The 24412-nt window shown below is 65.9% G+C and carries 22 protein-coding genes; 10 read left to right on the plus strand and 12 right to left on the minus strand.

What is annotated here, in order from left to right; all coding sequences use genetic code 11:
• Window positions 1-304 precede the first annotated feature (304 nt).
• From R4P95_RS04040 to phoU, 4 genes are all read left to right on the plus strand, one after another.
• The gene (locus R4P95_RS04040) at window positions 305-1261 is read left to right on the plus strand and encodes an acyl-ACP desaturase (RefSeq protein WP_109327265.1); all 957 of its coding nucleotides are present in this window, start codon (window positions 305-307) and stop codon (window positions 1259-1261) included.
• 78 nt (window positions 1262-1339) lie between these two features.
• On the plus strand, window positions 1340-2482 hold the full coding sequence (dusB, locus tag R4P95_RS04045) for a tRNA dihydrouridine synthase DusB (RefSeq protein WP_109327263.1): 1143 nt from the start codon (window positions 1340-1342) through the stop codon (window positions 2480-2482).
• 118 nt (window positions 2483-2600) lie between these two features.
• The gene (locus R4P95_RS04050) at window positions 2601-4628 is read left to right on the plus strand and encodes an LCP family protein (protein ID WP_317743660.1); all 2028 of its coding nucleotides are present in this window, start codon (window positions 2601-2603) and stop codon (window positions 4626-4628) included.
• An 81-nt stretch (window positions 4629-4709) separates the two neighbouring features.
• Window positions 4710-5405 (plus strand): phosphate signaling complex protein PhoU, encoded by a 696-nt coding sequence (gene phoU / locus R4P95_RS04055; protein ID WP_109327259.1) that lies wholly within the window; start codon window positions 4710-4712, stop codon window positions 5403-5405.
• 59 nt (window positions 5406-5464) lie between these two features.
• On the opposite strand, the gene pstB is transcribed toward phoU, so the two are convergent.
• The 6 genes from pstB to R4P95_RS04085 all read right to left on the minus strand — a co-directional run bounded on the left by pstB (window position 5465) and on the right by R4P95_RS04085 (window position 11333).
• Window positions 5465-6241 (minus strand): phosphate ABC transporter ATP-binding protein PstB, encoded by a 777-nt coding sequence (gene pstB / locus R4P95_RS04060; RefSeq protein WP_109327254.1) that lies wholly within the window; start codon window positions 6239-6241, stop codon window positions 5465-5467.
• A gap of 31 nt (window positions 6242-6272) precedes the next feature.
• The gene (gene pstA, locus R4P95_RS04065; RefSeq protein ID WP_109327250.1) at window positions 6273-7181 is read right to left on the minus strand and encodes a phosphate ABC transporter permease PstA; all 909 of its coding nucleotides are present in this window, start codon (window positions 7179-7181) and stop codon (window positions 6273-6275) included.
• A gap of 4 nt (window positions 7182-7185) precedes the next feature.
• Complete coding sequence (gene pstC, locus R4P95_RS04070; RefSeq protein ID WP_159919661.1) at window positions 7186-8265, minus strand: phosphate ABC transporter permease subunit PstC; 1080 nt, start codon at window positions 8263-8265, stop codon at window positions 7186-7188.
• Between the two features lie 64 nt (window positions 8266-8329).
• The gene (gene pstS, locus R4P95_RS04075) at window positions 8330-9448 is read right to left on the minus strand and encodes a phosphate ABC transporter substrate-binding protein PstS (protein ID WP_159919659.1); all 1119 of its coding nucleotides are present in this window, start codon (window positions 9446-9448) and stop codon (window positions 8330-8332) included.
• A 218-nt stretch (window positions 9449-9666) separates the two neighbouring features.
• Window positions 9667-10578, minus strand: coding sequence for a mycothiol synthase (gene mshD, locus R4P95_RS04080; RefSeq protein ID WP_317743662.1), 912 nt, complete (start codon window positions 10576-10578; stop codon window positions 9667-9669).
• A complete protein-coding gene (locus tag R4P95_RS04085; protein WP_109327247.1) occupies window positions 10578-11333 on the minus strand; it encodes a winged-helix domain-containing protein in 756 nt (251 codons plus the stop codon). Before R4P95_RS04085 ends, mshD begins: the two co-directional genes overlap by 1 nt.
• A gap of 204 nt (window positions 11334-11537) precedes the next feature.
• On the opposite strand from R4P95_RS04085, the gene R4P95_RS04090 reads away from it, so the two are divergent.
• The 5 genes from R4P95_RS04090 to R4P95_RS04110 all read left to right on the plus strand — a co-directional run bounded on the left by R4P95_RS04090 (window position 11538) and on the right by R4P95_RS04110 (window position 14687).
• Entirely contained in the window at window positions 11538-12317 is a 780-nt protein-coding gene (locus tag R4P95_RS04090; protein WP_109327246.1) for an LmeA family phospholipid-binding protein, read from the plus strand.
• Complete coding sequence (locus R4P95_RS04095; protein WP_317743664.1) at window positions 12314-12793, plus strand: thioredoxin family protein; 480 nt, start codon at window positions 12314-12316, stop codon at window positions 12791-12793. Before R4P95_RS04090 ends, R4P95_RS04095 begins: the two co-directional genes overlap by 4 nt.
• A gap of 236 nt (window positions 12794-13029) precedes the next feature.
• Window positions 13030-13482, plus strand: a complete 453-nt coding sequence (locus tag R4P95_RS04100) for a DUF4395 domain-containing protein (protein ID WP_317743666.1) — start codon at window positions 13030-13032, stop codon at window positions 13480-13482.
• A gap of 60 nt (window positions 13483-13542) precedes the next feature.
• Window positions 13543-14379, plus strand: a complete 837-nt coding sequence (locus R4P95_RS04105) for a sulfurtransferase (RefSeq protein ID WP_109327243.1) — start codon at window positions 13543-13545, stop codon at window positions 14377-14379.
• A 2-nt stretch (window positions 14380-14381) separates the two neighbouring features.
• Window positions 14382-14687: a DUF1416 domain-containing protein gene (locus R4P95_RS04110; RefSeq protein ID WP_159919651.1), complete on the plus strand. Its 306-nt coding sequence runs from the start codon at window positions 14382-14384 to the stop codon at window positions 14685-14687.
• Window positions 14688-14750: 63 nt separating this feature from the next.
• Here the strand turns inward: R4P95_RS04110 and R4P95_RS04115 are convergent, their stop codons facing one another.
• Window positions 14751-16040 (minus strand): cutinase family protein, encoded by a 1290-nt coding sequence (locus tag R4P95_RS04115; RefSeq protein WP_397517661.1) that lies wholly within the window; start codon window positions 16038-16040, stop codon window positions 14751-14753.
• A 325-nt stretch (window positions 16041-16365) separates the two neighbouring features.
• On the opposite strand from R4P95_RS04115, the gene R4P95_RS04120 reads away from it, so the two are divergent.
• The gene (locus R4P95_RS04120; RefSeq protein WP_213578283.1) at window positions 16366-17007 is read left to right on the plus strand and encodes an FABP family protein; all 642 of its coding nucleotides are present in this window, start codon (window positions 16366-16368) and stop codon (window positions 17005-17007) included.
• 19 nt (window positions 17008-17026) lie between these two features.
• Here the strand turns inward: R4P95_RS04120 and R4P95_RS04125 are convergent, their stop codons facing one another.
• The 5 genes from R4P95_RS04125 to R4P95_RS04145 all read right to left on the minus strand — a co-directional run bounded on the left by R4P95_RS04125 (window position 17027) and on the right by R4P95_RS04145 (window position 24362).
• Window positions 17027-18079, minus strand: a complete 1053-nt coding sequence (locus R4P95_RS04125) for a hypothetical protein (RefSeq protein ID WP_317743667.1) — start codon at window positions 18077-18079, stop codon at window positions 17027-17029.
• A gap of 368 nt (window positions 18080-18447) precedes the next feature.
• Complete coding sequence (cydC, locus tag R4P95_RS04130; protein ID WP_317743668.1) at window positions 18448-20127, minus strand: thiol reductant ABC exporter subunit CydC; 1680 nt, start codon at window positions 20125-20127, stop codon at window positions 18448-18450.
• Entirely contained in the window at window positions 20117-21820 is a 1704-nt protein-coding gene (gene cydD, locus R4P95_RS04135) for a thiol reductant ABC exporter subunit CydD (protein ID WP_317743669.1), read from the minus strand. The genes cydC and cydD overlap by 11 nt, the downstream gene beginning before the upstream one ends.
• The gene (gene cydB, locus R4P95_RS04140; protein WP_317743670.1) at window positions 21817-22854 is read right to left on the minus strand and encodes a cytochrome d ubiquinol oxidase subunit II; all 1038 of its coding nucleotides are present in this window, start codon (window positions 22852-22854) and stop codon (window positions 21817-21819) included. Before cydB ends, cydD begins: the two co-directional genes overlap by 4 nt.
• Before the next feature lie 11 nt (window positions 22855-22865).
• Entirely contained in the window at window positions 22866-24362 is a 1497-nt protein-coding gene (locus tag R4P95_RS04145) for a cytochrome ubiquinol oxidase subunit I (protein WP_317743671.1), read from the minus strand.
• Window positions 24363-24412 lie beyond the last annotated feature (50 nt).

Genomic DNA, 24412 nt, shown 5'->3' on the forward strand with positions numbered 1-24412 from the left:
GAGAGCACCGCCCACGACTCGGGCACGTAACGACGACCTCGGCAAACGCCGCAATCTGTGACCGCCCACAGTGCCGGGCAGCCGACGTGATGACCTTTCCCGCATAACCGCGCAGGTCACTGCCCATCGGCGTCTCCCAGTACACTGTCTGTAACGGTCGGCCGTGTCGCGGCGACAGACCCCGGAGATTCGATTACGGATCGGTAACTTCCTCGGTCTCCGGCGCACCGAAAGCGTTTACCGACGTACTTACGGTGCCGTAGGCTGAACGACAGTCACAGTGAGCTATATGGAGGCTAAACACATGGCGAGGGATCTGACCCAACTCGAGCTGCTGCAGGAGCTGCTGCCGGTCGCAGAAGAGAACGTCAACCGCCACATCTCCATGGCCAAGGAATGGCATCCGCACGACTACGTTCCGTGGGACGAAGGCCGCAACTTTGCTGCGATGGGCGGAATCGACTGGGATCCGGAGCAGTCACAGCTCGACGAGGTCGCCAAGGCCGCCATGATCACCAACCTGCTCACCGAGGACAATCTTCCCTCGTATCACCGTGAGATCGCCGAGAACTTCTCCCAGGACGGCGCGTGGGGCACCTGGGTCGGCCGCTGGACCGCCGAGGAGAACCGTCACGGCATCGTGATGCGCGACTACCTCGTCGTGACCCGCGCCGTCGACCCCGTCCAGCTCGAGCGCTTCCGCATGGAGCACATGACGAACGGCTTCGCCTCCCCCGCCGACGTCGATGCCGGCTTCCTCCACTCGGTGGCATATGTCACCTTCCAGGAGCTGGCCACCCGGGTGAGCCACCGCAACACCGGTAAAGCCTGCAAAGACCCCGTCGCCGACAAAATGCTGCAGCGCATCGCGGCCGACGAGAACCTGCACATGATCTTCTACCGCAACATGTGCGGTGCAGCCCTCGATCTCGCGCCCGACCAGGCACTCGAGGCCATCAACATGATCGTCCAGAACTTCCAGATGCCGGGCGCGGGAATGCCGAACTTCCGCCGCAACGGCGTGCTCATGGCCAAGCACGGCATCTACGACCTCCGTCAGCACCTCGAAGAGGTCGTCATGCCGGTCCTGCGCAAGTGGAACATCTTCGAGCGGTCCGACTTCACGGCACGTGGCGAAGAAATCCGCGAGTCGCTCGGCGCCTTCCTCGAGAACCTCGAGGGCCAGGCCACCAAGTTCGAGGAGCAGCGCGACCGCATGCTTGCTCGCGAGGCCAAGAAGCGCGAGCAGAAGGCTTCCTAGCCGAAACAGCTATCCTGTGCCCGGTACCGGATTCGGTGCCGGGCACGCTTTTTGTCAGCACATTCCCAGAGGTCGTCAATGTCTACCCTTCGTATCGGTTCGCTCGAGCTGCGCAGCCCGGTGGTGCTCGCCCCCATGGCAGGCATCACCAACGTCGCGTTCCGCACGCTGTGCCGGGAACTCGAGACGGAGCGGGCGGGGAGCACGTCCGGCCTCTACGTCTGCGAGATGGTGACCGCCCGGGCACTCGTCGAACGGCAACCCGCAACTCTCCACATGACCACGTTCGGGCCGACGGAGACGCCGAGGTCGCTGCAGCTGTACACGGTCGATCCCGACACGACATACGCGGCGGCCAAGATGATCGTGGACGAGAACATGGCCGACCACATCGACATGAACTTCGGCTGCCCGGTGCCCAAGGTGACACGCAAGGGTGGCGGCGCGGCCTTGCCGTATAAGCGCAACCTGTTCGGCCGGATCGTCGCGGCCGCCGTCAAGGCCACCGAGGGCACCGACATCCCGGTGACGGTCAAATTTCGTGTCGGCATCGACGCAGAGCACCACACGCATCTCGACGCCGGCCGCATCGCCGCGGCCGAGGGCGCCGCCGCTGTCGCCTTACACGCGCGCACGGCGTCCCAGCGGTACTCGGGTACGGCCGACTGGAACGAGATCGCACGGCTCAAGGAACACGTCACGGACGTTCCGGTGCTCGGAAACGGTGACATCTTCGACGCCGGGGACGCGGCCCGCATGATGGACCAGACCGGGTGCGACGGCGTCGTCGTCGGCCGCGGATGCCTCGGCAGGCCGTGGCTGTTCGCCGAGCTGAGCGCCGCGTTGAACGGACTACCACTGCCGACGCCGCCCACCCTCGGTGAAGTCGCGACCATCATCCGGCGCCACGCCGAACTCCTCGCTGCTCACCACGGCGAAGACAAAGGCCTCCGGGAGCTACGCAAGCACGTCTCCTGGTATCTGCGCGGATTCCCGGCCGGCTCCGATCTGCGCGTGGCCATGGCCCTCGTCAGCACCCTCACCGAACTCGACGGGCTCCTCGCCCAGCTCGATCCGTCGATCCCCTTCCCCAAGGACGCCGAGGGACCCCGGGGCCGACAGGGCTCGCCGGGAACCGTGGCCCTCCCCGAGGGCTGGCTCGACGATCCCGAGGACTGCCTGGTTCCGGCTGGAGCGGACATGATGCACTCGGGCGGTTAGCAGCAGGGGGCGAGTCGCATCGCTTCCCGAGTGGAGCGCCGACGTTCGATAAGTACTATGACTGGAATCCGTCGGCCCCGACGGAGGTCCGGGTCGGCGGAAAGGGCAGGTTGTATCGGTGGGTGATGATCACAGTTCGGACGCCCCGGCGCCCGAATCGCGCGCCCCCTGGGAACGCCCTCTCGCCGATCAACGCTATCGGGAAGCGCAGTCGGGACGACAACGTCGGCTGCCTCCACGCCAGACACCTCCGGAACAGCGGCCTCCCGAACGTCCGGCTCCGTCGGACCGTCGTCCCCCGATCGAGCGCACGGACGCCATCCGCCAGGACAGCGGGCGCATCGGCCGGCGCGCGGCCGGCGGACCCACCGAAGGCCTCTCCGTTGCAGACCTCGTCAAGAAGGTCGCCGGAGACGAACCACAGCGACCGGATGATCCGGACAAGACCGAGACGATCGCCCCCGTCGACGAGCGACATCCCCCACCCGGTGCCGTCGCGCCACCGGAGCCGACGTTCAGTCCTCCGCCCTCACAGCTCGCCACCGGCGACGCAGAGACCGGCTGGCATGTCGACGCCGAGACCACCGCGACTCCTCAGGTGGTCGGTAATCCGGGATTGACTCGTCTGGCGTTGAGCAAGAGCCGTCGACGCCGCCGCCTGCGGGCGGTGGGGCGCGCGTTCGTCGCGTTGGTGGCAGTGATCGCGCTCGCCGGAACAGGAATCGTGTGGGGCTACCTGCGTTCCACCGAAGGCAAGTTCGATCAGATCGCCGCCCTCGACACCGAGTCGACGGACATCGTCGACGCAAGTGGGCAGACCGGTGACGAGACTTATCTCATCGTCGGCACCGACACCCGAGCCGGTGCCAGCGGCACGATCGGCGCCGGAACGGTCGAGGACGCCGAGGGTTCGCGCGCCGACACCGTGATGCTCGTCAATATTCCTGCTGATCGCAGCCGCGTCGTGGCGGTCTCCTTTCCCCGCGACCTCGACGTCGAGCGCCCTGTCTGCCAGGGCTGGGACAACGCCACCGGGACGTACACCGAGGAAACGTTCCCCTCCGCCGAGGGCGACAAGCTGAATGCCACCTACGCCCTGGGCGGGCCGAAGTGTCTGGTGAAGGTGATCCAGAAGATGTCGGGCCTGAAGATCGGCCACTTCGTCGGCATGGACTTCGCCGGTTTCGAGTCGATGGTGAACGAGATCGGTGGCGTCAAGATCTGCACCACACAGCCGCTCGAGGATTTCGTCCTCGGCACCGTGCTTCCCGAGGCCGGCACCCAGGTGCTCGACGGAAAGACAGCGCTGAACTTCGTCCGCGCCCGCCACGTGGAGGCGGAGGGCAACGGTGACTACGGCCGCATCAACCGTCAACAGCGGTTCCTGTCTGCGCTTCTCAGGGGAGCACTGTCCAGTCAGGTTCTCCTCAACCCCGGCAAGCTCAACGGGTTCATCAACGCCTTCACGCGGGACACGTTCGTGGAGAACATCGACACCAAGTCCCTGGTCACACTCGGCCGTTCGCTACAGAACGTCGACGCCGGCGCGGTCACCTTCCTGACGGTCCCGACCGCAGGAACTACCGACTGGGGAAACGAGATTCCCCGTACCGATGACATCAAGGCCATCTTCCGCGCCATCATCGACGACGCCCCGCTTCCCGGGGAGAAGCGGGCCGAACCGATCGAGGCTGCAGCCTCGGCCCCCACTCCGACGCCGAGCGCACCACTTTCCGTTTTCGCGGTCGACCCGACCAGCGTGTCGGTGCAGGTATCGAACGCTTCCGGCGAATCGGGGCTGGCCGCGACCACCGCGGACGCGCTGGCCGCGCAGGGTTTTCAGATCTACAACGTCGGAAACTACACCGCCACCAGTGCCGAGACGGTCGTCCGGTTCTCCCCCGGGCACGAAGCCGAAGCCGCCACCCTCGCGTCGGCTTTCCCCGGCGCGATCCTCGAGTCGACCTCCGGGTTGGGCACGGTGACCGAGGTTGCCGTCGGGTCGAACTTCTCCGGGACCGTGCAGGCACCGAGCGCGATCGACACCCCGCTGGACATGTCCGGGGTGCGTGTCGGCCAGCCGGAGGACGTCGAGATCCCCGCCGATCTTGCGGTGGTCAATGCCGGCGACGCGTCCTGTGATTGAGCGCTGATCAGGCACGTCGTTCACCCCGCGTTCACCCTGCGATCGTGACTTGGACTCCCGTGCACCGTAGGCTGTGACCTCATGCGCGTGGCTTACAACGAACAAATGACCGAGCTTGCCGACCTGCTCGGTGAGATGGCGGGGCTTGCGGGGGCCGCCATGGAGCGGGCCACCCAGTCACTGCTCCAGGCCGACCTCTCCCTTGCCGAGCAGGTGATCGGAGAGCACGACAAGATCACCGATCTCAGCACCATCTGCGAGGAGCGTGCGTTCGCCCTCCTCGCCCTTCAGGCACCTGTTGCCGGCGACCTCCGCTCCGTCGTCAGCGGAATTCAGATCGTCGCCGATATCGACCGCATGGGAGCCCTCGCCCTCCATGTCGCCAAGATCGCGCGCCGCCGACATCCCAATCACGTTCTGCCCGAAGAGGTCAACGGATACTTCGCCGAGATGGGGCGCATCGCCGTCTCCATCGGTGCAGCAGCCCGTGAGGTTCTCGAGACCCGGGACCCCGAGCGGGCCGCACGCCTCCGCGAGGAGGACGAGGCGATGGACGACCTGCACCGCCACCTGTTCACCGTCCTGATGGATCGTGAATGGAAGCACGGCGTAGCCGCGGCCGTCGATGTCACGCTGCTGGGCCGTTTCTACGAGCGTTTCGCCGACCATGCCGTCGAGGTGGGCCGTCGCGTCATCTTCCTGGTCACCGGCAAGCTGCCCGACGAGACCGGGCCTGTGGCCGATGCCGACAACCTGACCACCTACCCTGATCTGTAAGAGCCTTTCCAACACGAACGCCCCGACCGAGTTACGGTCGGGGCGTTCGTCTTCGAGCTCTACCCGAAGCGGCCGGAGATGTAATCCTCGGTGGCTTTCTGCGTCGGGTTCGAGAAGATCTTCTCGGTGTCGTCGATCTCCACGAGACGGCCCGGCTTGCCGGTCGCCTCGAGGTTGAAGAACGCCGTCTGGTCACTCACCCGCGCTGCCTGCTGCATGTTGTGGGTGACGATGACGATGGTGAAGTCCTTCTTCAACTCGGTGATGAGGTCTTCGATCGCGAGCGTCGAGATGGGGTCGAGAGCGGAGCAAGGCTCGTCCATCAACAGCACGTCGGGCGATACCGCGATGGCACGGGCAATGCACAGACGCTGTTGCTGGCCACCCGAAAGGCCGCCACCGGGCTTGTCGAGACGGTCCTTCACCTCGTTCCACAGGTTTGCGCCGCGCAGTGAGCGCTCCGCCACCTCGTCGAGTCGCTTCTTGTTGCGCTCGCCCTGCAGTTTGAGACCGGCCACCACGTTGTCCTTGATGGACATCGTCGGGAACGGGTTGGGACGCTGGAACACCATGCCGATGGTCTTGCGGACACCGACCGGGTCGGTACCGGAACCGTAGATGTCCTCACCGTCGAGGAGGATCGAACCCTCAACGCGCGCACCGGGAGTCACCTCGTGCATACGGTTGAGGGTGCGCAGGACAGTCGACTTGCCGCAGCCGGACGGTCCGATGAAGGCAGTCACGTTCCGCGGGGGAACCGACAGCCCGACATCGGCGACGGCATGGAACTTGCCGTAGTAGATGTTGACGTCCTTGAGATCCAGACGCTTGGCCATTACCGGCTCCCTACTGATGTATGTGTATGTGTCACTTGCTACGAACCTGTGAGAAGTGGCCGATGACCTTGGCCAGAACGTTGAGGATGGCGATGAGCAGGATCAGCGTCAGCGCCGCGCCCCAGATGCGGTTGGTGCCCGCATCGGTGGGGTTGTTCATCTCGGACACCATGACGCCGGGCAGCGTCCCCATCTCACCACCGAACAGATCGAAGTTGATGAACGGTGCGTAGCCGACGAGGATCAGCAGCGGAGCCGTTTCTCCCATCACGCGGGCGAGGGCCAGCATGACACCCGTGATGATGCCGGGAAGCGCAGTGGGAAGCACGATCCTGGCGATCGTCTTCCACTTGGGAACACCGAGTGCGTAGGACGCCTCCCGCAGGTCCTGGGGGACGATGCGGAGCATTTCCTCGGTACTGCGGATGACGACGGGAACCATCAGCAACACCAGCGCGAGCGACACCGCGAATCCCGACTTCGGGAAGCCGAAGGTGGCGATCCACAGCGCATAGATGAACAGGGCGGCCACGATCGACGGGACACCGCTGAGGATGTCGACCATGAAGGTGGTGAGCTTGGCCAGCCGCGACTGCCGGTCGGCGTACTCGACGAGGTAGATCGCCACGAAGAGGCCGAGCGGGATGGACAGCAGCGCGCAGACGAGTCCTTGCAGAATCGTGCCGATCAGCGCATGGTAAACGCCACCGCCGGCCGCCGAGGACGTCAGGCCACTGAGCGAGTGGGTGAACCAGGTGGCCGAGGTCAGGGCGGGAATTCCCTTGGCGATCGCGGTGAACAGCACCCACACCAACGGAATCAACGCTATGAGCACGGCCAGCGTGACGAGCACGGTAGCGGTGACGTCCGTGATACGGCGCCGGGTACCGACACCCCGGAAGGTGGGCGCCTTGACCGGCTTGTCGAGGGTCGCGGTCATGGGATCAGTCCTTCTTTCCTGCGATCACGGCGCGCGCAGCGGCGTTCACGACGAAGGTGAGCACGAAGAGCACGAGACCGGCGGCGATGTAGGCGCCGGCCTGGATGTCGTTGTTGAACTCCGCGTAGCCGAGAGCGATCTTGGAGGCGATGGTGGCGCCACCGTCGAACAAGGACCAGGAGAACGACTGCGAGGTGGTCCGCAAGATCAGGTACAGCGCCATGGTCTCACCGAGAGCGCGGCCGAGGCCGAGCATGGAACCACTGATGTAACCGGACTTGCCGAACGGGATGACCGTGGTCCGGACGACCTCCCACCGGGTGGCACCGAGCGCGAGCGCCGCCTCGATGTGCGCGGTGGGCGTCTGGACGAACACTTCCCGGGTGACCGCGGTGATCACCGGCAGGATCATCACACCGAGAACGATGCCCGCGGTGAAGATGGTGCCGCCGCCGAGGATGGATCCGCTGCCGGTCGCGAACAGCGGAAACCAGCCGAGGTTTTCGTTCAGCCAGATGGCGAACGGCTTGATGGCCGGGGCGAAGACGAGGAGGCCCCACAGCCCGTACACGATCGACGGCACCGCGGCCAGCAGGTCGATGACGTATGCCAGCGGGCGCTTGAGCCAACTCGGTGAGTACGCCGTGAGGAAGATCGCGATTCCGAGAGCAACAGGCATTGCGAGCACCAGCGCGAACACCGACACCAGCAGGGTCACCTGGAAGAGGTCGAGCACACCGAACGCCATCGCATTGATGTCGACGGTGACCCACTCACGGCTGGTGAGGAAGTTCACCTCGTTCCGGCTCAGAGCAGGAACCGCGCGCCACACGAGGAAGATGCCGATCGCCCCGATGAGAACGGAGACAAAGATCGCCGAACTGGTCGCGAGCGAGCGGAAGACCCGGTCTCCGGGCCTGGTGACCGCCTTGCCGGGGGTCCCTCCCGCCGAAGTCGGGGTCGGGGTCTCGGCCTGGGTAGAACTCAACTCGGCCTCCGGGGTGCCGTTCGGACCGCCCACCCCGGCCCCGCCTGAAGCGGAGCCGGAGGTGCGAGGTGCTGATTCGGTGGGCGCTTCACTCATCTGCGCTCGCATTCTTTCTCGTCAGGATATAGAGACATGAGCGGTCCGAACGAACTGCGTGCTATCAGCCGATGGCGGCGATCGACGCGTTCAGCTTCTCCTTGAACGTGTCGGGCAGCGGCACGTAACCCTGCTCGGCCAGGTCGGCCTGACCCTCGTTCGCGGCACTGGTCAGGAAAGACTTGATCGCAGCCGAGGTGTCGGCGTCGTATCCCTTGGAGCACACGATCTCGTAGGTGGCGAGCACCAACGGGTACGCGCCGGACTCCTGGGTACCGAAGATCGAAGCGAGGTCGAGGGTCAGGTCGCCCGTGCCCTCACCCTTGAACTGCGCACCCTCGATCGCCTTCGCCGCGGACTCGTCGGACAGCGTGACGGGGCCGGAGCCGTTGTCGATCTGCGCGGCCGACAGCTTGTTCTGGTCGGCGAAGGACTTCTCGACGTAGGTGATCGAACCGGGGGCGGAGGCCACTGCCTGCGCGACACCGGCCGAACCCTTGGCACCCTCACCGATACCACCGGTGAAGTCGGAGCCGGCACCGGTGGTCCAGGCGCCGTTCGAGGCGGCCGTGAGGTACTGCTGGAAGTTGTCGGTGGTGCCCGACGAATCCGAGCGGATGATCGCGGTGATGTCCTGATCCGGCAGGGTGGCGCCCTCGTTGAGCGCGGCGATGGCCGGGTCGTTCCACTTCTTGATGGTGCCGTTGAAGATCTTGGCCGTCACCTCGCCGTTCAGCACGAGGTCCTCGACGCCGTCCAGGTTGTACGCGACGGCGACGGGCCCGAAGACGAGAGGAAGGTTCCAGGCCTCGCCGCCGACACAGCGGGCCTTCGCCTGCTCGGCCTGCTCGGCCTTGATTGCCGAGTCGGAACCGGCGAAATCGATCTGGCCGGCGATGAACTGCGTACGGCCGTCACCGGATCCGCTGGGGTTGTACGCGAGGTTGACGGTCTTGCCCTTTTCCTGGCAGACGGAGATGTAGGTGGACACGAACTGGTCCATCGCGTTCTTCTGCGCCGAGGAACCAGCGGCAGAGAGGTTGGCCTTGCCCTCGCACGTGGCGTTGGACGCCGACACGTCGACTCCGCTCGTTGCGGCATTGTTGTCGCTGCCACACGCGGCCAAGGTCATGGCACCCAGGGCCACTGCACCGAGCAGGGCACCATTGCGCTTGAAATTCACCTAGTCCTCCGGAAATATCGTCTCGCCCACGATCGGGCGGCGACATGAGGCGCGGATCGCTGGTTGAATCCTGCACCAGGCAACACGGCGCTGCCCATGGAGAAACCTAGGGGTAGTGAATGTCCAGTAGGACCATGATCGGTGAACGGAAAGTGAACAGACCACGCATTCGCCCAGATTTCCCGGACGTACGGCCGACCGGAACGTAGTGGAGGCCGTCAGCGGCGCGCGTAGGCCACGTCGACGTGGAACGGCGCGAAGCCCAGACGCTCATAGGTATGGAGGGCAGCAGCGTTGTCGCCTTCCACATAGAGCATTACTGCACCGATTCCCCGGTCGCGCAGATAATGCAGTCCGGCGAGCGTGAGGAATCGGCCGAGTCCACGCCCCTGCGCCGACGGGTCGATCGCCACGACGTAGACCTCACCGATCGCCGGATTCTCGCCCTGCGCCGGATGCACCTTCGTCCAGTGGAATCCGAGCAAGGTGCTCTCGTCCGACGCCTCGAAGGCCATGAACAGCCCCGCGGGATCGAACCAGTCCTCGGCGCGACGCTCCGCGATCTCGCGCGCGGTCCACGAACCCTGCTCGGGATGCCAGGCGAATGCGGCGGCGTTGACCCGCAACACCTCGGAGTCGTCCTCGACTCCACGGTAGGCGCGCAGCGTAATACCCTGCGGCGCAACGAGTTCCGGCAGATCGGCACCCTCAAGCGGGCGCCTCAACTGCAACAATTCACGTGCACCGGTCAGTTCGAGACGCCGCGCTACCGCCTGCGCGGCCGGCAGATTGCCGTGAGCCCAGACCCGCGAGTCAGGGCCACCCTCGTCCAGCGCCTCGACGACCAGGCGGCCACCGATCCCGCGGCCACGGGCCTGCGGGTCGACCGCGAGTTCCGCCATTGCAGGGTGCTCGCCGTGACCCGGCTGCAACTGCGCGTACCCGAGCACACGATGTTCGTCGGTCCATACGAGATGCCGCGCCTCGCCGACACCGGCCAGCGCGTGGATTCCCTGCTCCGACACCGCGGCGGTCCCATCCGTCTCCGCTGCCCGCTCCAACAGCGCGGACACTTCGACGGCCTGCGTCGCGTCGAGTCGATCCTGCCAGGACTGCACCGAAGCACTCATCAGATCGCCGGCCCCTCGGCCGACTCGAAGTCGATGTCGTCGGCATCCATGTCGTCGACGGGCACGACCGGTGTACCCGACTTGGTCCTGGCGGGTCGAACAGCCTTGTAGCCCACGTTGCGGACTGTACCGATCAAGGATTCGTACTCGCTGCCCAGCTTCGCCCGAAGACGCCGCACGTGGACGTCGACGGTGCGGGTGCCGCCGAAGAAGTCGTAGCCCCACACTTCCTGCAGCAACTGCGCGCGGGTGAAGACGCGTCCCGCGTGCTGCGCCAGGTACTTGAGGAGCTCGAATTCCTTGTAGGTGAGGTCGAGGGGACGGCCACGAAGCCGGGCCGTGTAAGTGCCCTCGTCGATGACGAGTTCGCCCAGCGTGATCTTGCCCGAGGCCTCCGGGCTGGCAACTCCACCGCTGCGCCCGACGAGCAGACGCAACCGTGCGTCGACCTCGGCAGGTCCGGTGCCGGGCAGAAGGATGTCGTCCAATCCCCAGTCGGAATTGACGGCCACCAGGCCACCCTCGGTCAGCACGGCGACCACCGGTACGGCAGAACCGGTACTTCCCAGCAGCCTGCACAGGCCACGGGCGGCCGCAAGATCAGTCCGCGCGTCCACCAGGGCGATATCAGCGGAGCTCGCTTCCAGAAGCGAAGACACCTCCGTCGGAGCAGGCCGCACCGAATGCGCCAACAGGGAGAGGGCCGGTAAGACCGCCTCCGGGTTGGGGTCGGAGGTAAGAAGCAGTAGCTCCACACAGCCTCCCATCTCGTCACCGTCGTACCCGACCGGCCGACTGGTGAGACAGCCGGTGCAGGTAGATCGACCCTGAAGGTATCGACACTTTTGTCGGTGACAGAGTAGCGCGCCACCAGAGCTGTTCGTTGCACCGAACCCCCGCGGCCCGGCGCCGATGGCTGCACCGGCGCCCACGGTCACCGTGTCGGTCACAATGGGGCCGTGCGGAAACTCATCATGGGAATCGTCTTCCTCGTCGCCCTCGGTCTCGTCGTCGACTTCGGGGCGGCGGCCTACGCGGAGTACCGGGTGTCGAGGGAGCTGCGGGCGGGCGCCTCGCTCACGGCGGATCCGGAGGTCACCGTTCACGGGTTCCCGTTCCTCACCCAGGCCTGGGAGGGCGAGTACGACAACATCGAAATCCGCGCACAGGGGGTACAGAGTGATGTGGTGGGCGAGGTGACGATCGAGTCCACCCTCCAGGGCGTCTCGGCCCCGCTGTCCGATCTGGTGGACGGCTCGGTCCAGGCGCTTCCCGTCGATCACCTGACAGGCCGGATGCTGATCGACGCCACCGACCTGGGCAGATTCCTCGGCATACCTGACCTGCAGGTGTCGGCACCGCCGGCGAGCAAATCGGACGGCACCGGCGGATCGGGCGGCTCGGGCATGCCCACGGCGGGGGGCGTGGTCCTCACGGGCACGGTTCCGGTCGGGCCGATCGAGACGACGGTCAGCGTGCAGGCCGACCTCGTTCTCGAGGGCGGCCAGGTGAAGATCGTGGCCAGCGACTTCTACTTCGGACCGGAAGGTCACGCCGACTTCAGCATCCCCGATCCCCTGGCTCCCGCCATCCTCGGACTCTTCACCCGGACGATCGACCCCAGGGAACTACCCTTCGGGGTCCAGCCCACAGAGGTATACGCCGAGGGTTCACAGATAGTCATCGAAGGCGTGGGCAACGACGTGACGATCGACCTCGACGAACTGCAGAACAGATGACCGGAATCACATTGTTGATCGTCACACTGCTCGTCGCTGTCGCGTTCGGGCTCTGGTGGCAACGCAGGCAAGGCAAGGTTCGCACCACGAGCGGGTCGACTGATTCCCCCGTGACCGATGAACGGCGACGGCTCCTCGGGGCCGCCGGCGTGGGCCCCGAAGCGGCAGCATCTCACCATTCGGCGACCGTGCTGCATTTCTCCGCAGACTGGTGCGGCCCTTGCGCCGCCGTGCGCAGGGTGGTGGGACAGGTCGTCCAGGACCTCGGCAACGAGCCGCACCCACCGGCCGAAGTGGAACTCGACATCGACGAATACCCCGCTCTCGCCAAGGAACTGGGCGTTCTGTCCCTGCCGACGACGTTCATTCTGGACAGCGACCTGCGCGAACGTTTTCGGGTGTCCGGTGTGCCTGCCGCAGCCGACCTGCGCGCCGCCTTGGAACCCCTCTCCCGGCCCCCCGCTTCAAATTCCTGAGGAACCGGGTAAACTCACCGACGTGCAATCCAGCCACGAGCTCATGCTCACCCGACGCCGCACGGTTGACCTGTGCCGCCTCGGGGCTTGTTGCTGTACCTGCTGCTGATCACCAGGGCTGTCACTTTCTGCTGACACCGCGGACTCCGCTCACGTGATCGAAACCCGATGACGACGATGTTCGTCGCCCGTCGGAGCCAGGCAAGCATTCAGCACTCACCGCAGGAGCACTTCTGATGTCCACAACCCTCGAAGTCGAGCAGGTCGACGTTCGTGGCCCCCGGTTCGCCGCCTGGGCCACCACCGCCGTCCTGGTCGCCGTGTTCATTCTCTCTGCATTTTCGCTGCTCGCCGCGGGCGTCCTGCTCGCCCTGCAGGCCGTCGTCTTCGCAGTCGGTGCGGCCACCGGGCCGCGCCGCAGCCCTTACGGCCGCATCTTCGGCGCACTCGTTGCTCCCCGGCTCGCCCCGGTGACCGAGAAGGAACCCGTCGCACCGCTGCGATTCGCGCAGCTCGTCGGTTTCGTCTTCGCAGCAGTCGGAACCATCGGCTTCCTGGCCGGATCCGGCATCGTCGGCGCCGTGGCCACCGGTTTCGCCCTGTTCGCGGCGTTCCTCAACGCGGCGTTCGGCTTCTGTCTGGGCTGCCAGATCTATCCCCTGGTCGCACGAGTGCGCGCCAGCGCCTGACCGCCACACACCACTGCACCATCCACCCGAACCGAGTAAGTACACATCGAAAGGAACACCATGGCTCGCTCCGATGTCCTAGTCTCCGCCGACTGGGCTGAGCAGAACCTCAATGCCCCCAAGACCGTTTTCGTCGAGGTGGATGAGGACACCAGCGCATACGACGGCGGCCACATCGAGGGTGCCATCCGCCTCGACTGGCGGAAGGACCTGCAGGACGGCGTCCGTCGTGACTTCCTGAACCAGCAGCAGTTCTCCGACCTCCTGTCCGCCAAGGGCGTCGCCAACGACGACACCGTCGTCCTGTACGGCGGCAACAACAACTGGTTCGCCGCCTACGCGTACTGGTACTTCAAGCTGTACGGCCACCAGGACGTCAAGCTGATCGACGGCGGACGCAAGAAGTGGGAACTCGACGGACGCCCCCTGTCCAAGGAGACCGTCACCCGCCCAGCCACCCAGTACAAGGCCGAGGCCCCCGACCTGTCGATCCGCGCGTTCCGTGACGAGGTCATCGACTCGATCGGCAACAAGAACCTGATCGACGTTCGTTCCCCCGACGAGTTCTCCGGCAAGATCCTCGCCCCGGCGCACCTTCCGCAGGAGCAGGCGCAGCAGCGTGGACACGTCCCCGGCGCCCTGAACATCCCGTGGAGCACCACCGCCAACGAGGACGGCACCTTCAAGTCGGACGACGACCTCGAGAAGCTGTACTCGGAGAAGGGCTACGACGAGTCCAAGCCCACCATCGCGTACTGCCGCATCGGTGAGCGCTCCAGCCACACCTGGTTCGTGCTCAAGGAAATCCTCGGCAAGTCCGATGTCAAGAACTACGACGGCAGCTGGGTCGAATACGGCTCACTCGTCGGCGCCCCGATCGAGTTGGAGGTTCACTGATCATGTGTGGAGCACCCGTACAGACCCAGACCCTGCCCGCAGGCGTGGACGTGGAGAAGGAAACGGTCATCACCGGCCGTGTCCTCGCCACTGACGGTCAGCCGATCGGTGGAGCGTTCGTGCGCCTCCTCGACGGCAGCGGCGAGTTCACCGCCGAGGTCGTTGCCTCGGGTACCGGCGACTTCCGCTTCTTCGCCGCTCCCGGCGACTGGACCGTGCGTGCACTGTCCAGCTCCGGCAACGGCACCGCCACGGTGAGCCCGAGCGGCGCAGGCGTTCACAACGTCGACGTCACCGTCGGCGAGTAGTTTCACCGCACCACGAAGGCCCCGCTCCGTTCACGGAGCGGGGCCTTTCCCGGCTGCGGGGGCCTAGCTGCCCGGGTTTGCAGTGTCCGGCTGCGCTGCTGTATCGCTGCCTTTTTCGGCGTGGGCCAGGTCGGTGATCCAATCGACCAGTTTCTCGCTCTCCCAGTACCAGGGGTCGTTCGGATTGTTGTTCCAGTAGAGCAAGTGCTGGATGAACCCCAGGAAAATGTACGGCTTGACCACCAGGTCGAAGATGTCCTTGTTGTCCTCGAGGAATCCGGCGCCTTCGTCGGCCAGCTTGGCCTGTACCACGTCTGCGCCGGGCCCCGTCGCCCAGTTCAGCGCCTCGACAACCTGCTCGTCGGTCAGCTGAATGTCACGGTCGGGACCGTCGGGGTCATAGCTGAGGTCGGCCACCTTTCGCAGCACATCGAGAAATGATTCCTCCGAAGCGAACCAGTCCCCATGGGTGATGATGTGCACGATGGAGCGCGCAGCCATGCCCGACACCGCGGTCGCGAAGTCGGAGAACGTCTGGCCCGGGTTCAGCACCGTGAAGTGCATCTGACCGAGCACTCCCAACGCGAGCTCGAGAACCGCGATGTCCTGAGGCGCGTCGCACGCGATGTCGTACGGCCTGCAGGCGTAGGTGATCTTCCCGTCCAGCGCGCCGTAGTCGGCGGGCTCGGACGCCATGAATCCCCCACCCGCCGGGCCGGTATCACCGAGCGACGGAGTTCCCGCGGGCCGGTACGGGTCGCCGATCAAGGCCACGCCGGCGATGTCGTCCGCGGTCACCAGCGCGGTGGAGTCGCGGTGACCGAGTTCGCGGGCCACCCTTTCCACCACCTCGGCGCCGACGCTGTACCCGACGAGAACGTACTCGGTGGCGTCACCACACTTCTTCTTGTTCTCGTCGAGGATCCGATTGGTCGCGGCAACACCCGCCGCCATCGAATCCTGGTACGTAGGAACGGGTTCGAGGAGCCCGACACCGTAGGTGGAGGGATAGGGGACGTACATCCATCCCACCTTCCCCGGTTCGTCGGCGTTGCGCGCCCCCGTCGGAACCGTCACGTTGCCCACCCAATTCGACCAGAGCTGTCGCTCCTCGTCCGTGAGCGGGTTGCGGTCCTCCGTCGAATCGGTGGCGCCCGACACCGCAACGATCAGGACGTCCGGGCACTCGGTGGCGTAGTTGTTCGGATCCACCCGGTTCGTGTCGGCACTCCCCGAGCCGACACTTCCGGTGTCCGGCGCCGCCACCGCGACCACCGGCATCGCCGACGCGAGAAGAGTTGCTGTGGCGATGATCACACCTTTTATCAGTAGATCAGGGCATGGGCGCAGCATGAAACCTCCATGAATATTGCGGAACGACCTGGCCGGATAGAGAAAGGAGAATCCCGGCCACGAAGGCCGGCGACGCGAGAACGGTACTAGCCGTCCGCGAACGCCGCTCCCGTTTCGACCGTTCGAATGCGTCGGTTTAAGATGGCAGCGTGGTTATCTTCTTCGAGGTACTTCTTGTCCTTGCCGCCGTGTTGATCACGTGGTTCTCGCTGTACACGATCTACCGCCTGGTCACCGACGAGTCGTGAGTTCCTCCCCGGACGCAGGCGCAGATCCGTCTCCCGACCGGCCGGCTTCCGACGAGCAGGCCGGCGATTCCGCGACCGTGCGTCGCGGAAGTGGAGACGCAGCTGTCGCGGCCGCCATCGAGCGCTCCAAGTCGACGGCGTCACGCAACATTCCCCTGCTTCCGGATCTTCCGCTGCCCGAGGACACCGCGAATCTGCGGCTCGGGCCGGACCTCAACAACGAACTCCTGGCGGTACTGCCCCTCGTGGGTGTGTGGCGCGGTGAAGGCGAAGGCCACGACCCCGAAACCGGCGACTATCGATTCGGGCAGCAGATCATCGTCTCTCACAACGGCGGCAACTACCTGAGCTGGGAGTCCCAGTCCTGGGTGCTCGACAGCGAAGGTGAATACGTCCGTCCCGATCTCCGCGAATCCGGTTTCTGGCGCATCAGCGGTGACGGCATACCCGGCAGCACCAACGAAGAAGTCGTCGAGCTGCTTCTCACCCACAGCTCCGGCATCGTCGAATTGTTCTACGGTCGCGCCCTCACGCAGTCGTCGTGGGAACTCGCCACCGATGTCGTCATCCGCAGCACTTCCGGTGCCCTCGTCGGCGGCGCCAAGCGTCTGTACGGCATCGTCGAAGGCGGCGACCTGGCGTACGTCGAGGAACGCATCATCGCCGACGGAGAACTTCTTCCCCGCCTTTCGGCGCGTCTTACCCGCTACATCGGCTGACCCCACCCGTGAGTACTTGTTAACACTCCGCGGTTGATAAGTGCGCACAGTGCGGGCACGGGTTGGGGGCACTCCAGCCACCGCGTCCGAGCACCGTTCGAACCTCCGCGGCGACGACGCACGGACGCCGAGTCACTTCTTCCCAGCCGTACACCAGCGTCGGCTTTCCTGCGATTTCCGCCGCGTTGCCGCGGCGCCGGTCGCGCAGAGCAACCACGCGTGAGGAGTGGTACCGCAATCCATCGAGTCGCACGATCAGTGGAATACCGATGTCCGAGTAGTCCACGTCCTCGTACAGGGTGCGATCGTCGACGAGAATGGGTGACTGTCGACGCGCTGCCGGTAGCCCGTGCGCCTTCTCCACGTCTGCGGCGTAACGGTGTTCGAGGAGCGATTGAACACCGCCGTCCGACACGGACACGAGCGCTTCGGTCAAAGCCCGACGATATCGGCGCGGTGGCCGCTCCTCGATCCGTCGGAGCAGATCGTGCACCGGAACACCGCCAGTCGTCGCTGCTGCCACGACCACCCGGGCACCAGTTGCTGCCGACGGTTCGGAAACGGCGAGGTCGAGGATGGTGTCCGCTCGCGAAGTCCGAGGTGGCACTGTCGGCACAGTGATGTGGGTATGTGCTCGGGAGCGATGCACGACGACACCGGGATGGAGTAGATCGCCCTCCCTCGGGACGAGCCGTTCGGACCGGCTACCGGCCTGCCGATACCTGGGCGCCTGCGACTCCGCCGACAGTCCGTAGGGCACGGTCACATGGATGGGCGCAGTGGCGTCCACGGACTCGAGCGCCCACTCCTCTGCCGCCGTGCGATGGCTGAGGACCGCCCTCGGACCACCGAACAGCAGGGCCGCCCACAGAGTCATGGAGCGGTCGAGTGGTCCGTTGGTCACCGCATACACGCCGTGGAGCACGGCCGGCCACTGCCCCGACTCGACGCGATGCTGGATCTGGCGGGTCGAAAAACCCAGGTCATGCACCTGCTTGGCGGTGACGACCCCGTGCTGGTAGTCGAGAACGCGCTGAAATTCGGGTGTGCAGTCGGATGTCGCGGTGGTCATGGTCCGAACGGTGCGCAGCGTCACCGACAGAGCTACGGGCGAAAGCCGACGATCGGAACTGGCCTGTGGATAGATGTGAGGTTGTGGATAACCGCCTGTGAGTACTTATTAACAATGGATTGTTAATAAGTACTCACAGGCGCGGAACGCAGAACGGCCCCCGAGCCTTCCGGTGCGGGTGCACCGGTCCCGATCTGGACCAGACCGGGGGCTCGGGGGCCGGGTAGCTGCCTGGGATTCGCTCGCCGCTCGCGCGGTCAGTGAATTCCGTCAGCGGTAGCGGCTAGCTGGCAGCCACCTCACGTGTCCGTTTGTCATTCAACTTCAGACCACCTCCTTCCTCGTGTACTCAAGAAAGTACGCCGCCCTCAGAGCGTCGGCAACGTATTTTCGCTCTCGGCGTTCTCGACGTGAATCACCACGTCAGCGCTGGTATCCTCCGGCAGCTGATGAGTGACCACGACGACGGTGCGCTCTCCCGACACCAGCTTTGCGTCCCGCGCGAGGAGATCCCGCAGCAGCTGCGCTCCGCTTTCCGCGTCGAGATGTTCGGTGGGTTCGTCGAGCAACAGCACGTCGGCGGGTGAGAGGAGGGCGCGGGCGAGCAGCAGCCTGCGACGCTGCCCGCCCGACACCGCCCGGGCGCCGCCGGCGAGCGTGGTGGCCAGGCCCTGCGGCAACCGCGAAACCCAGTCACCGAGTCCCACGGACTCCAGGACGTCGAGCGCCTCATCCTCCTGGAGATCGCCGCGTGCGACGCGCAGATTCTCGAGGACGGATGTGTCGAAGAGGTGCGCGTCTTCGGCGAAGAATCCGATCCGGCGCCGCAGGGAGTCGGGCCGGATGTCGGCCGGCGCGGCACCGTTGACGTCGATCGCCCCCGACACCGGAGGTAGCAGTCCCGCGAGTGTCATCAGCGCCGTGGTCTTACCGGAGCCGCTGCCGCCCACGATCGCGACCCGGGCGCTTGGCGGAAGGTCCAGGTCGATCGGTGCTGTTGTCCTGCCGCCGGGCCATCCGCATCGGAGACCGGTCGTGTGTACGTGCACGGGCCCGTCCAGTTCCCGATTCCCGGGATGTGGGTCCGGGGTGGCGGCATCGAACAGCGCGAGGATCCGACGTGACGCGATCCTGGCCCGGGTCAGCGCGACCGCGGCCGCGGGAAGGGCGCTGGTCGCCTCGAACGCCGACAGCGGCACGAGGACGAGGATGCCCAGGGCCATCGGGCTCATGGTCCCCGACGAGTACAGGGTCATGCCGATCAGCAGTGCCCCGATCACGCTGGCCCCGACCGCGAGCGGGGTCGCGGCGTCGGCGAAGGCACCGGGCACAGCGGCCCGGTCGGTCGCGGCGACGGCGGTCCGCTCGGCAGCGATCGCACCGTCGACGGTGCGGTCGAGTCGACCTGCCACTGTCAGTTCAGCGGCGTGATCGAGCACCGTGACGGCCTCTTCGCTGAAGCGTGCCCGCGCTGCGGCGCTGTCCCTTTCGGACATCAGCGCGGCGCGGGCGGACAGCACCGGCGCCGCAATCCCGGACACGGCGAGCGAGACCGCCAGGATCAGCGCCGCGGCGGGCGAGATGACAGCGAGGATGCCCACGGCGGCCACCGACAGGACGACCGCGACAGCGATCGGCACCAGCGCACGCACGACGACATCGCCGAGAGTGTCCACGTCGGCCCCGGTGCGAGCAAGGAGGTCGCCGCGGCGCAAACCCGCCGCGGCTGCGGGATTGCCGGCGGCCAGCCGCTGGTACAGCCGACTCCGGGCGGACGTCGTTCCCCTCAGGGCGGTGTCGTGGGTGGCCAGCCGCTCGAGGTAACGGAACACGCCGCGGGAGATTCCGAGGGCACGGACCGCCACCACGGCGACGCTCAGATCGAGGACGGGCGGCATCTGCCAGGCTCTGGTGATCAGCCACGCCGAGAGCGCGGCGAGTGCCAACGCGCTTCCCAGGGTGGCTACGCCGGCGGCGACGGCCCGCAGCACTCTCTTCGGCTCGAGTTCGAGGAGCGGGAGAGCTCGCAGGAGCGGGTCATTCGACATCGGCGCGCACCTCGATCACAGAGTCGGCGGCTGCCAGCACACTGGCCCGGTGCGCGATGACGACGACTGTCTTTCCCGCCGCCGCGAGTCTGCGCAGTGAGTGGAGCACGGTGTCTTCCGACCTGTCGTCGAGGTGCGCTGTCGGTTCGTCGAGGATCAGGACGGGACGGCGGGTGGCGAGCACACGGGTCAGCGCGAGCCGCTGACGCTGGCCCAGCGACAAGCCGGCTCCGCCTGCCCCGACACGGGTGGCCCACCCGTCCGGAAGCTCGGCGAGAACCGCATCGAAACCGGTTGCAGCGCAGGCTTCCTCGATATCAACCACGTCGCCGATCAACCGAAGGTTCTCCTCGAGGGTGCCGGGTACCAGGACGGGACGCTGCGGCAACCAGGCCACCTGCGCCCACCACGCGGTCCGGTCGAGTTGCGGGACAGGCGTTCCGGCCACCCGCACCTCACCTGCATCCGCGTCCGTGAGGGCCAGAAGTACCTGCACGGCCGTCGACTTCCCGGAGCCGTTCGGTCCGGTCAGCGCGGTGACCCGAGCAGGCTCGAGCACTCCCGACAAGGCATGCGGCGCCATCCCGCGGCGCGACTGCACACTGACGCCGTCGAACTCGATGCTCGCCCCTCGTGCGTCGATGCGGCCGATGCCGCCACCGTTGCCGGGCAGTTCGGTATCGATCACCGCGAATGCCCGGTCGGCGGCCGCCATTCCGTCTTCCGCGGCATGAAAGCGTGTTCCGACCATCCTCAGTGGGAGATACACCTCGGGCGCGAGGATGAGCGCCACAATTCCTGCCTCCAGGCTCATCTCGCCGTATACCAGACGCAGACCGATACTGACGGCGACCAACGCGACGCACAGTGTCGCAAGCAGTTCGAGCACCATGGACGACAGGAACGCCACCCGCAGGGCGGACATCGCGGTGCGGCGATGTGCGTGACCGAGTTCGCGCACGCGTGCGGCGGGGCCCTGCTCACGCCCCAGCGCGCGGAGCGTCGGCAGACCGGCGAGTAGGTCGAGCAGCTGCGACGACAGTGCCGTCATCGCGGTCAACGTCTTCGCAGCCTTGCCTCGGGTCAGTAGCCCGATGAGGATCATGAAGATCGGGATCAACGGCAACGTGACGAAGATGATCGCCGCGGACGTCAGGTCCTGAAAGGCGATGACCGCCAGGGTCGCCGGCGTGAGCGTGGCGGCCAGAACCAGGGCGGGGAGATACCCCGTGAGATAGGGCAGCAGACCGTCGATCCCGCGCGTCAGTACGGTTGCGATCTCGTCCCGACGCACGTCGAGGTCGCGGGGCCGAATCCGGGCGGCGACACCGAGCACTTCACCCTTCAGTTCTGCCACGACCCGACTGGCCGCGCGATGGGCGAACCTCGACTGCAACCAGGTGCCGAGGACCCGAACTCCCATCGCCAACAGGAGAACCGACAGTTCGGTGGTCCATCGGCGAACGTCGGTGACTTCGTCGACGATGATTCCCGCGAGTATCCGCCCGAGGGCCAGGGCCGAGATGACGACCATCGCGACATTGACGACCGACAGGCCGACGGTCAGGACGAGATAACCGCGAGCCGCGGCGGAGTAGCGCCACAACCGGGGGTCGATCGGCGGCCGTGAACCGGCCTTCCCGGTGGGACGCTCACCGGGAAGACTAAGTTCGCTTCCTGCGTCGACGCTCATCTGCGCCCGAGTGGGAGACCGATCGACGGCGGGATCTGCTTGGTCGAAATACGTTGCCGGAAAACCCAGTACGTCCAGCCCTGGTAGAGGAGGACCACCGGAGTGAGGAAGGCAGCCGCCCAGGTCATCACTGTCAGCGTGTACGGAGTCGAGGACGCGTTGTCGACAGTCAGGCTGTACGCGGCGTCGAGGGTGGACGGCATGACGTCGGGGAACAGCGAACCGAACAGCAGCACCACGCTCGCGATGATGGCGATCGACGTCAGTGCGAATGCCCAGCCCTCACGTCCGGCCCGGGTGAGCGCGACCACCCCGGCGAGAGCAGCGGCTGCCGCGGCCACCAGGATCCAGGTCCATCCCTTGCCGTGCGCCAACTGTGTCCACAAGACGAACGCCCCGGCCACCGGAACTGTGGGCAGTGCCAGCTTCGCTGCCAGTTCGACGGCGTCGACGCGGACCTCGTCGGCGGTCTTCAGCGCCAGGAAGACGGCACCATGCAATGCGAACAGGAGCGCCGTGGTCAGGCCACCGAGCAGCGCGTAGGGATTGAGCAGATCGAGAAGACTGGAGGTGACCACCTTCTCGGCATTGATGTCCACTCCCCGCACGATGTTCGCGAAGGCCACACCCCACAGCACCGCGGGGACCCACGACCCGAAGACGATGCCCCAGTCGCAACGCCGGCGCCAGGTGTCGTCGTCGATCTTGCCGCGGTACTCGATGGCACAGATCCGCACGATGAGGGCCACCAGAATGAGCAGGAGCGGCAGGTAGAAACCGGAGAACAAGGTGGCGTACCACTCGGGGAACGCTGCGAACAAGGCACCGCCCGCCGTGATGAGCCACACCTCGTTGCCGTCCCACACAGGACCGATGGTGTTGAGGACGACTCGCCGGCGAGTGTCGCTGTCGGCATCCTTGCGCCTGCCGAGCACCGGCATCAGCATCCCGACGCCGAAGTCGAATCCCTCCAGCACGAAGTAGCCGGTGAAGAGCACCGCGATCAGGATGAACCACACTTCTACCAGTCCCATGACCGTCTCTCCTAGTAGGCGAACGAGAGTTGCTTCGGCGTGCCCGGTTCTTCGGGTTCCTCGTCGTCGTCACCCGGCGGATGGGCGTCGTGCTCGAGTGGCCCCTCGACGGCGTAGCGACGAATCAGCATGAACCACACCACACCCAGCGCGCCGTACAGGAGCGTGAAGGTGATCAGCGAGAACCACACCGTCCACACCGAGTGATGCGACACGCCCTGGTCGACCGTCAGCCGGATCATGTCCACCCCGGTGGGATTGGGCGCGACCACCCAGGGCTGGCGGCCCATCTCGGTGAAGATCCAGCCGGCGCTGTTGGCGAGGAAGGGTGTCGGGATCGCGGCGATGCTGAGCCACGAGAACCACTTCTGGTCGGGGACACGGTTGCCGCGGGTGAGCCACAACCCGGCCACCGCAAGCAGAGCGGAACCGGCGGCCAGACCGATCATCGCGCGGAACGACCAGTAGGTGACGAACAGGTTGGGGCGATAGTTGCCCGGACCGAACTGCTCCTCGTACTGGGCCTGCAGATCCTCGACGCCCTGCAACGTCACTCCGGTGAACTCGCCCTCGGCGAGATACGACAGGACGAAGGGCACTTCGAGCACATGCTTCACACCGTCGCAGTTGTTGTGGGTGCCGACCGTGAGAATGGAGAAGTCGGGGTCGGTCGCGGTGTGACACAACGATTCTGCCGACGCCATCTTCATGGGCTGCTGCTCGAACATCAGCTTGCCCTGCACGTCGCCGGTGTAGACGAGTCCGACACCGGCGGCAATCACCACCAGGAGCGACAGGCGCGCGGCCGGACGGAACATGCTCCGTGCGTCACCTTCGAGCTTCGCCGCCTCGGGTGCGGTGGCCGTCCGCGCCCGTCGCATGTTGCGCACCATCCACCATCCGGAGATACCCGCGACGAACGTTCCGGCGGTCAGGAACGCCCCTGCCACCGCATGCGGGAAGGCTGCCATCGCCGTGTTGTTGGTGAGAAGCGCCCAGATGCTGGTGAGCTCGGCGCGACCGGTGTCGGGGTTGTACGTGGCGCCGACCGGATGCTGCATGAAGGAGTTGGCCGCGATGATGAAGTACGCGGACGCATTCACCCCGACCGCGACCAGCCAGATGGTCGCCAGGTGGACGAGCTTCGGCAGCCGGCCCCAGCCGAAGATCCACAGCCCCAGGAAGGTCGACTCGAGGAAGAATGCGACGAGCCCCTCGAGCGCCAGCGGGGCGCCGAACACGTCTCCCACGAAGCGCGAGTACTCGCTCCAGTTCATGCCGAACTGGAATTCCTGCACAATGCCGGTCGCGACCCCGAGCGCGAAGTTGATCAGAAAGAGCTTGCCGAAGAATTTGGTGAGCCGATACCAGTGGGCCTTACCGGTGACCACCCACATCGTCTGCATTGCAGCGATCAGAGGCGCGAGCCCGATCGTCAGCGGGACGAGAATGAAATGATAAACGGTGGTGATGCCGAACTGCCACCGGGAGACATCCAGGGTATCCATGGCTACTCCGAAACTGGGCCCTAGGACAGGCTTCGGGTTCGAGGCGTGGG

This window comes from Rhodococcus sp. IEGM 27 (assembly GCF_033142305.1).
GTDB classification, from domain to species: Bacteria; Actinomycetota; Actinomycetes; order Mycobacteriales; family Mycobacteriaceae; genus Rhodococcus_F; species Rhodococcus_F oxybenzonivorans.

What these genes read in the sequence shown, in the direction of transcription:
- cydC (WP_317743668.1), bottom strand. Translation starts at nt 20,127, where the DNA reads ATGTCGAATGACCCGCTCCTGCGAGCTCTCCCGCTCCTCGAACTCGAG.
- R4P95_RS04115 (WP_397517661.1), bottom strand. Translation starts at nt 16,040, where the DNA reads ATGCTGCGCCCATGCCCTGATCTACTGATAAAAGGTGTGATCATCGCC.
- phoU (WP_109327259.1), top strand. Translation starts at nt 4,710, where the DNA reads ATGCGCGTGGCTTACAACGAACAAATGACCGAGCTTGCCGACCTGCTC.
- R4P95_RS04105 (WP_109327243.1), top strand. Translation starts at nt 13,543, where the DNA reads ATGGCTCGCTCCGATGTCCTAGTCTCCGCCGACTGGGCTGAGCAGAAC.
- R4P95_RS04095 (WP_317743664.1), top strand. Translation starts at nt 12,314, where the DNA reads ATGACCGGAATCACATTGTTGATCGTCACACTGCTCGTCGCTGTCGCG.
- R4P95_RS04125 (WP_317743667.1), bottom strand. Translation starts at nt 18,079, where the DNA reads ATGACCACCGCGACATCCGACTGCACACCCGAATTTCAGCGCGTTCTC.
- pstC (WP_159919661.1), bottom strand. Translation starts at nt 8,265, where the DNA reads ATGAGTGAAGCGCCCACCGAATCAGCACCTCGCACCTCCGGCTCCGCT.
- R4P95_RS04110 (WP_159919651.1), top strand. Translation starts at nt 14,382, where the DNA reads ATGTGTGGAGCACCCGTACAGACCCAGACCCTGCCCGCAGGCGTGGAC.
- pstA (WP_109327250.1), bottom strand. Translation starts at nt 7,181, where the DNA reads ATGACCGCGACCCTCGACAAGCCGGTCAAGGCGCCCACCTTCCGGGGT.
- mshD (WP_317743662.1), bottom strand. Translation starts at nt 10,578, where the DNA reads ATGAGTGCTTCGGTGCAGTCCTGGCAGGATCGACTCGACGCGACGCAG.
- dusB (WP_109327263.1), top strand. Translation starts at nt 1,340, where the DNA reads ATGTCTACCCTTCGTATCGGTTCGCTCGAGCTGCGCAGCCCGGTGGTG.
- cydD (WP_317743669.1), bottom strand. Translation starts at nt 21,820, where the DNA reads ATGAGCGTCGACGCAGGAAGCGAACTTAGTCTTCCCGGTGAGCGTCCC.
- cydB (WP_317743670.1), bottom strand. Translation starts at nt 22,854, where the DNA reads ATGGGACTGGTAGAAGTGTGGTTCATCCTGATCGCGGTGCTCTTCACC.
- R4P95_RS04145 (WP_317743671.1), bottom strand. Translation starts at nt 24,362, where the DNA reads ATGGATACCCTGGATGTCTCCCGGTGGCAGTTCGGCATCACCACCGTT.
- R4P95_RS04100 (WP_317743666.1), top strand. Translation starts at nt 13,030, where the DNA reads ATGTCCACAACCCTCGAAGTCGAGCAGGTCGACGTTCGTGGCCCCCGG.
- R4P95_RS04040 (WP_109327265.1), top strand. Translation starts at nt 305, where the DNA reads ATGGCGAGGGATCTGACCCAACTCGAGCTGCTGCAGGAGCTGCTGCCG.
- pstB (WP_109327254.1), bottom strand. Translation starts at nt 6,241, where the DNA reads ATGGCCAAGCGTCTGGATCTCAAGGACGTCAACATCTACTACGGCAAG.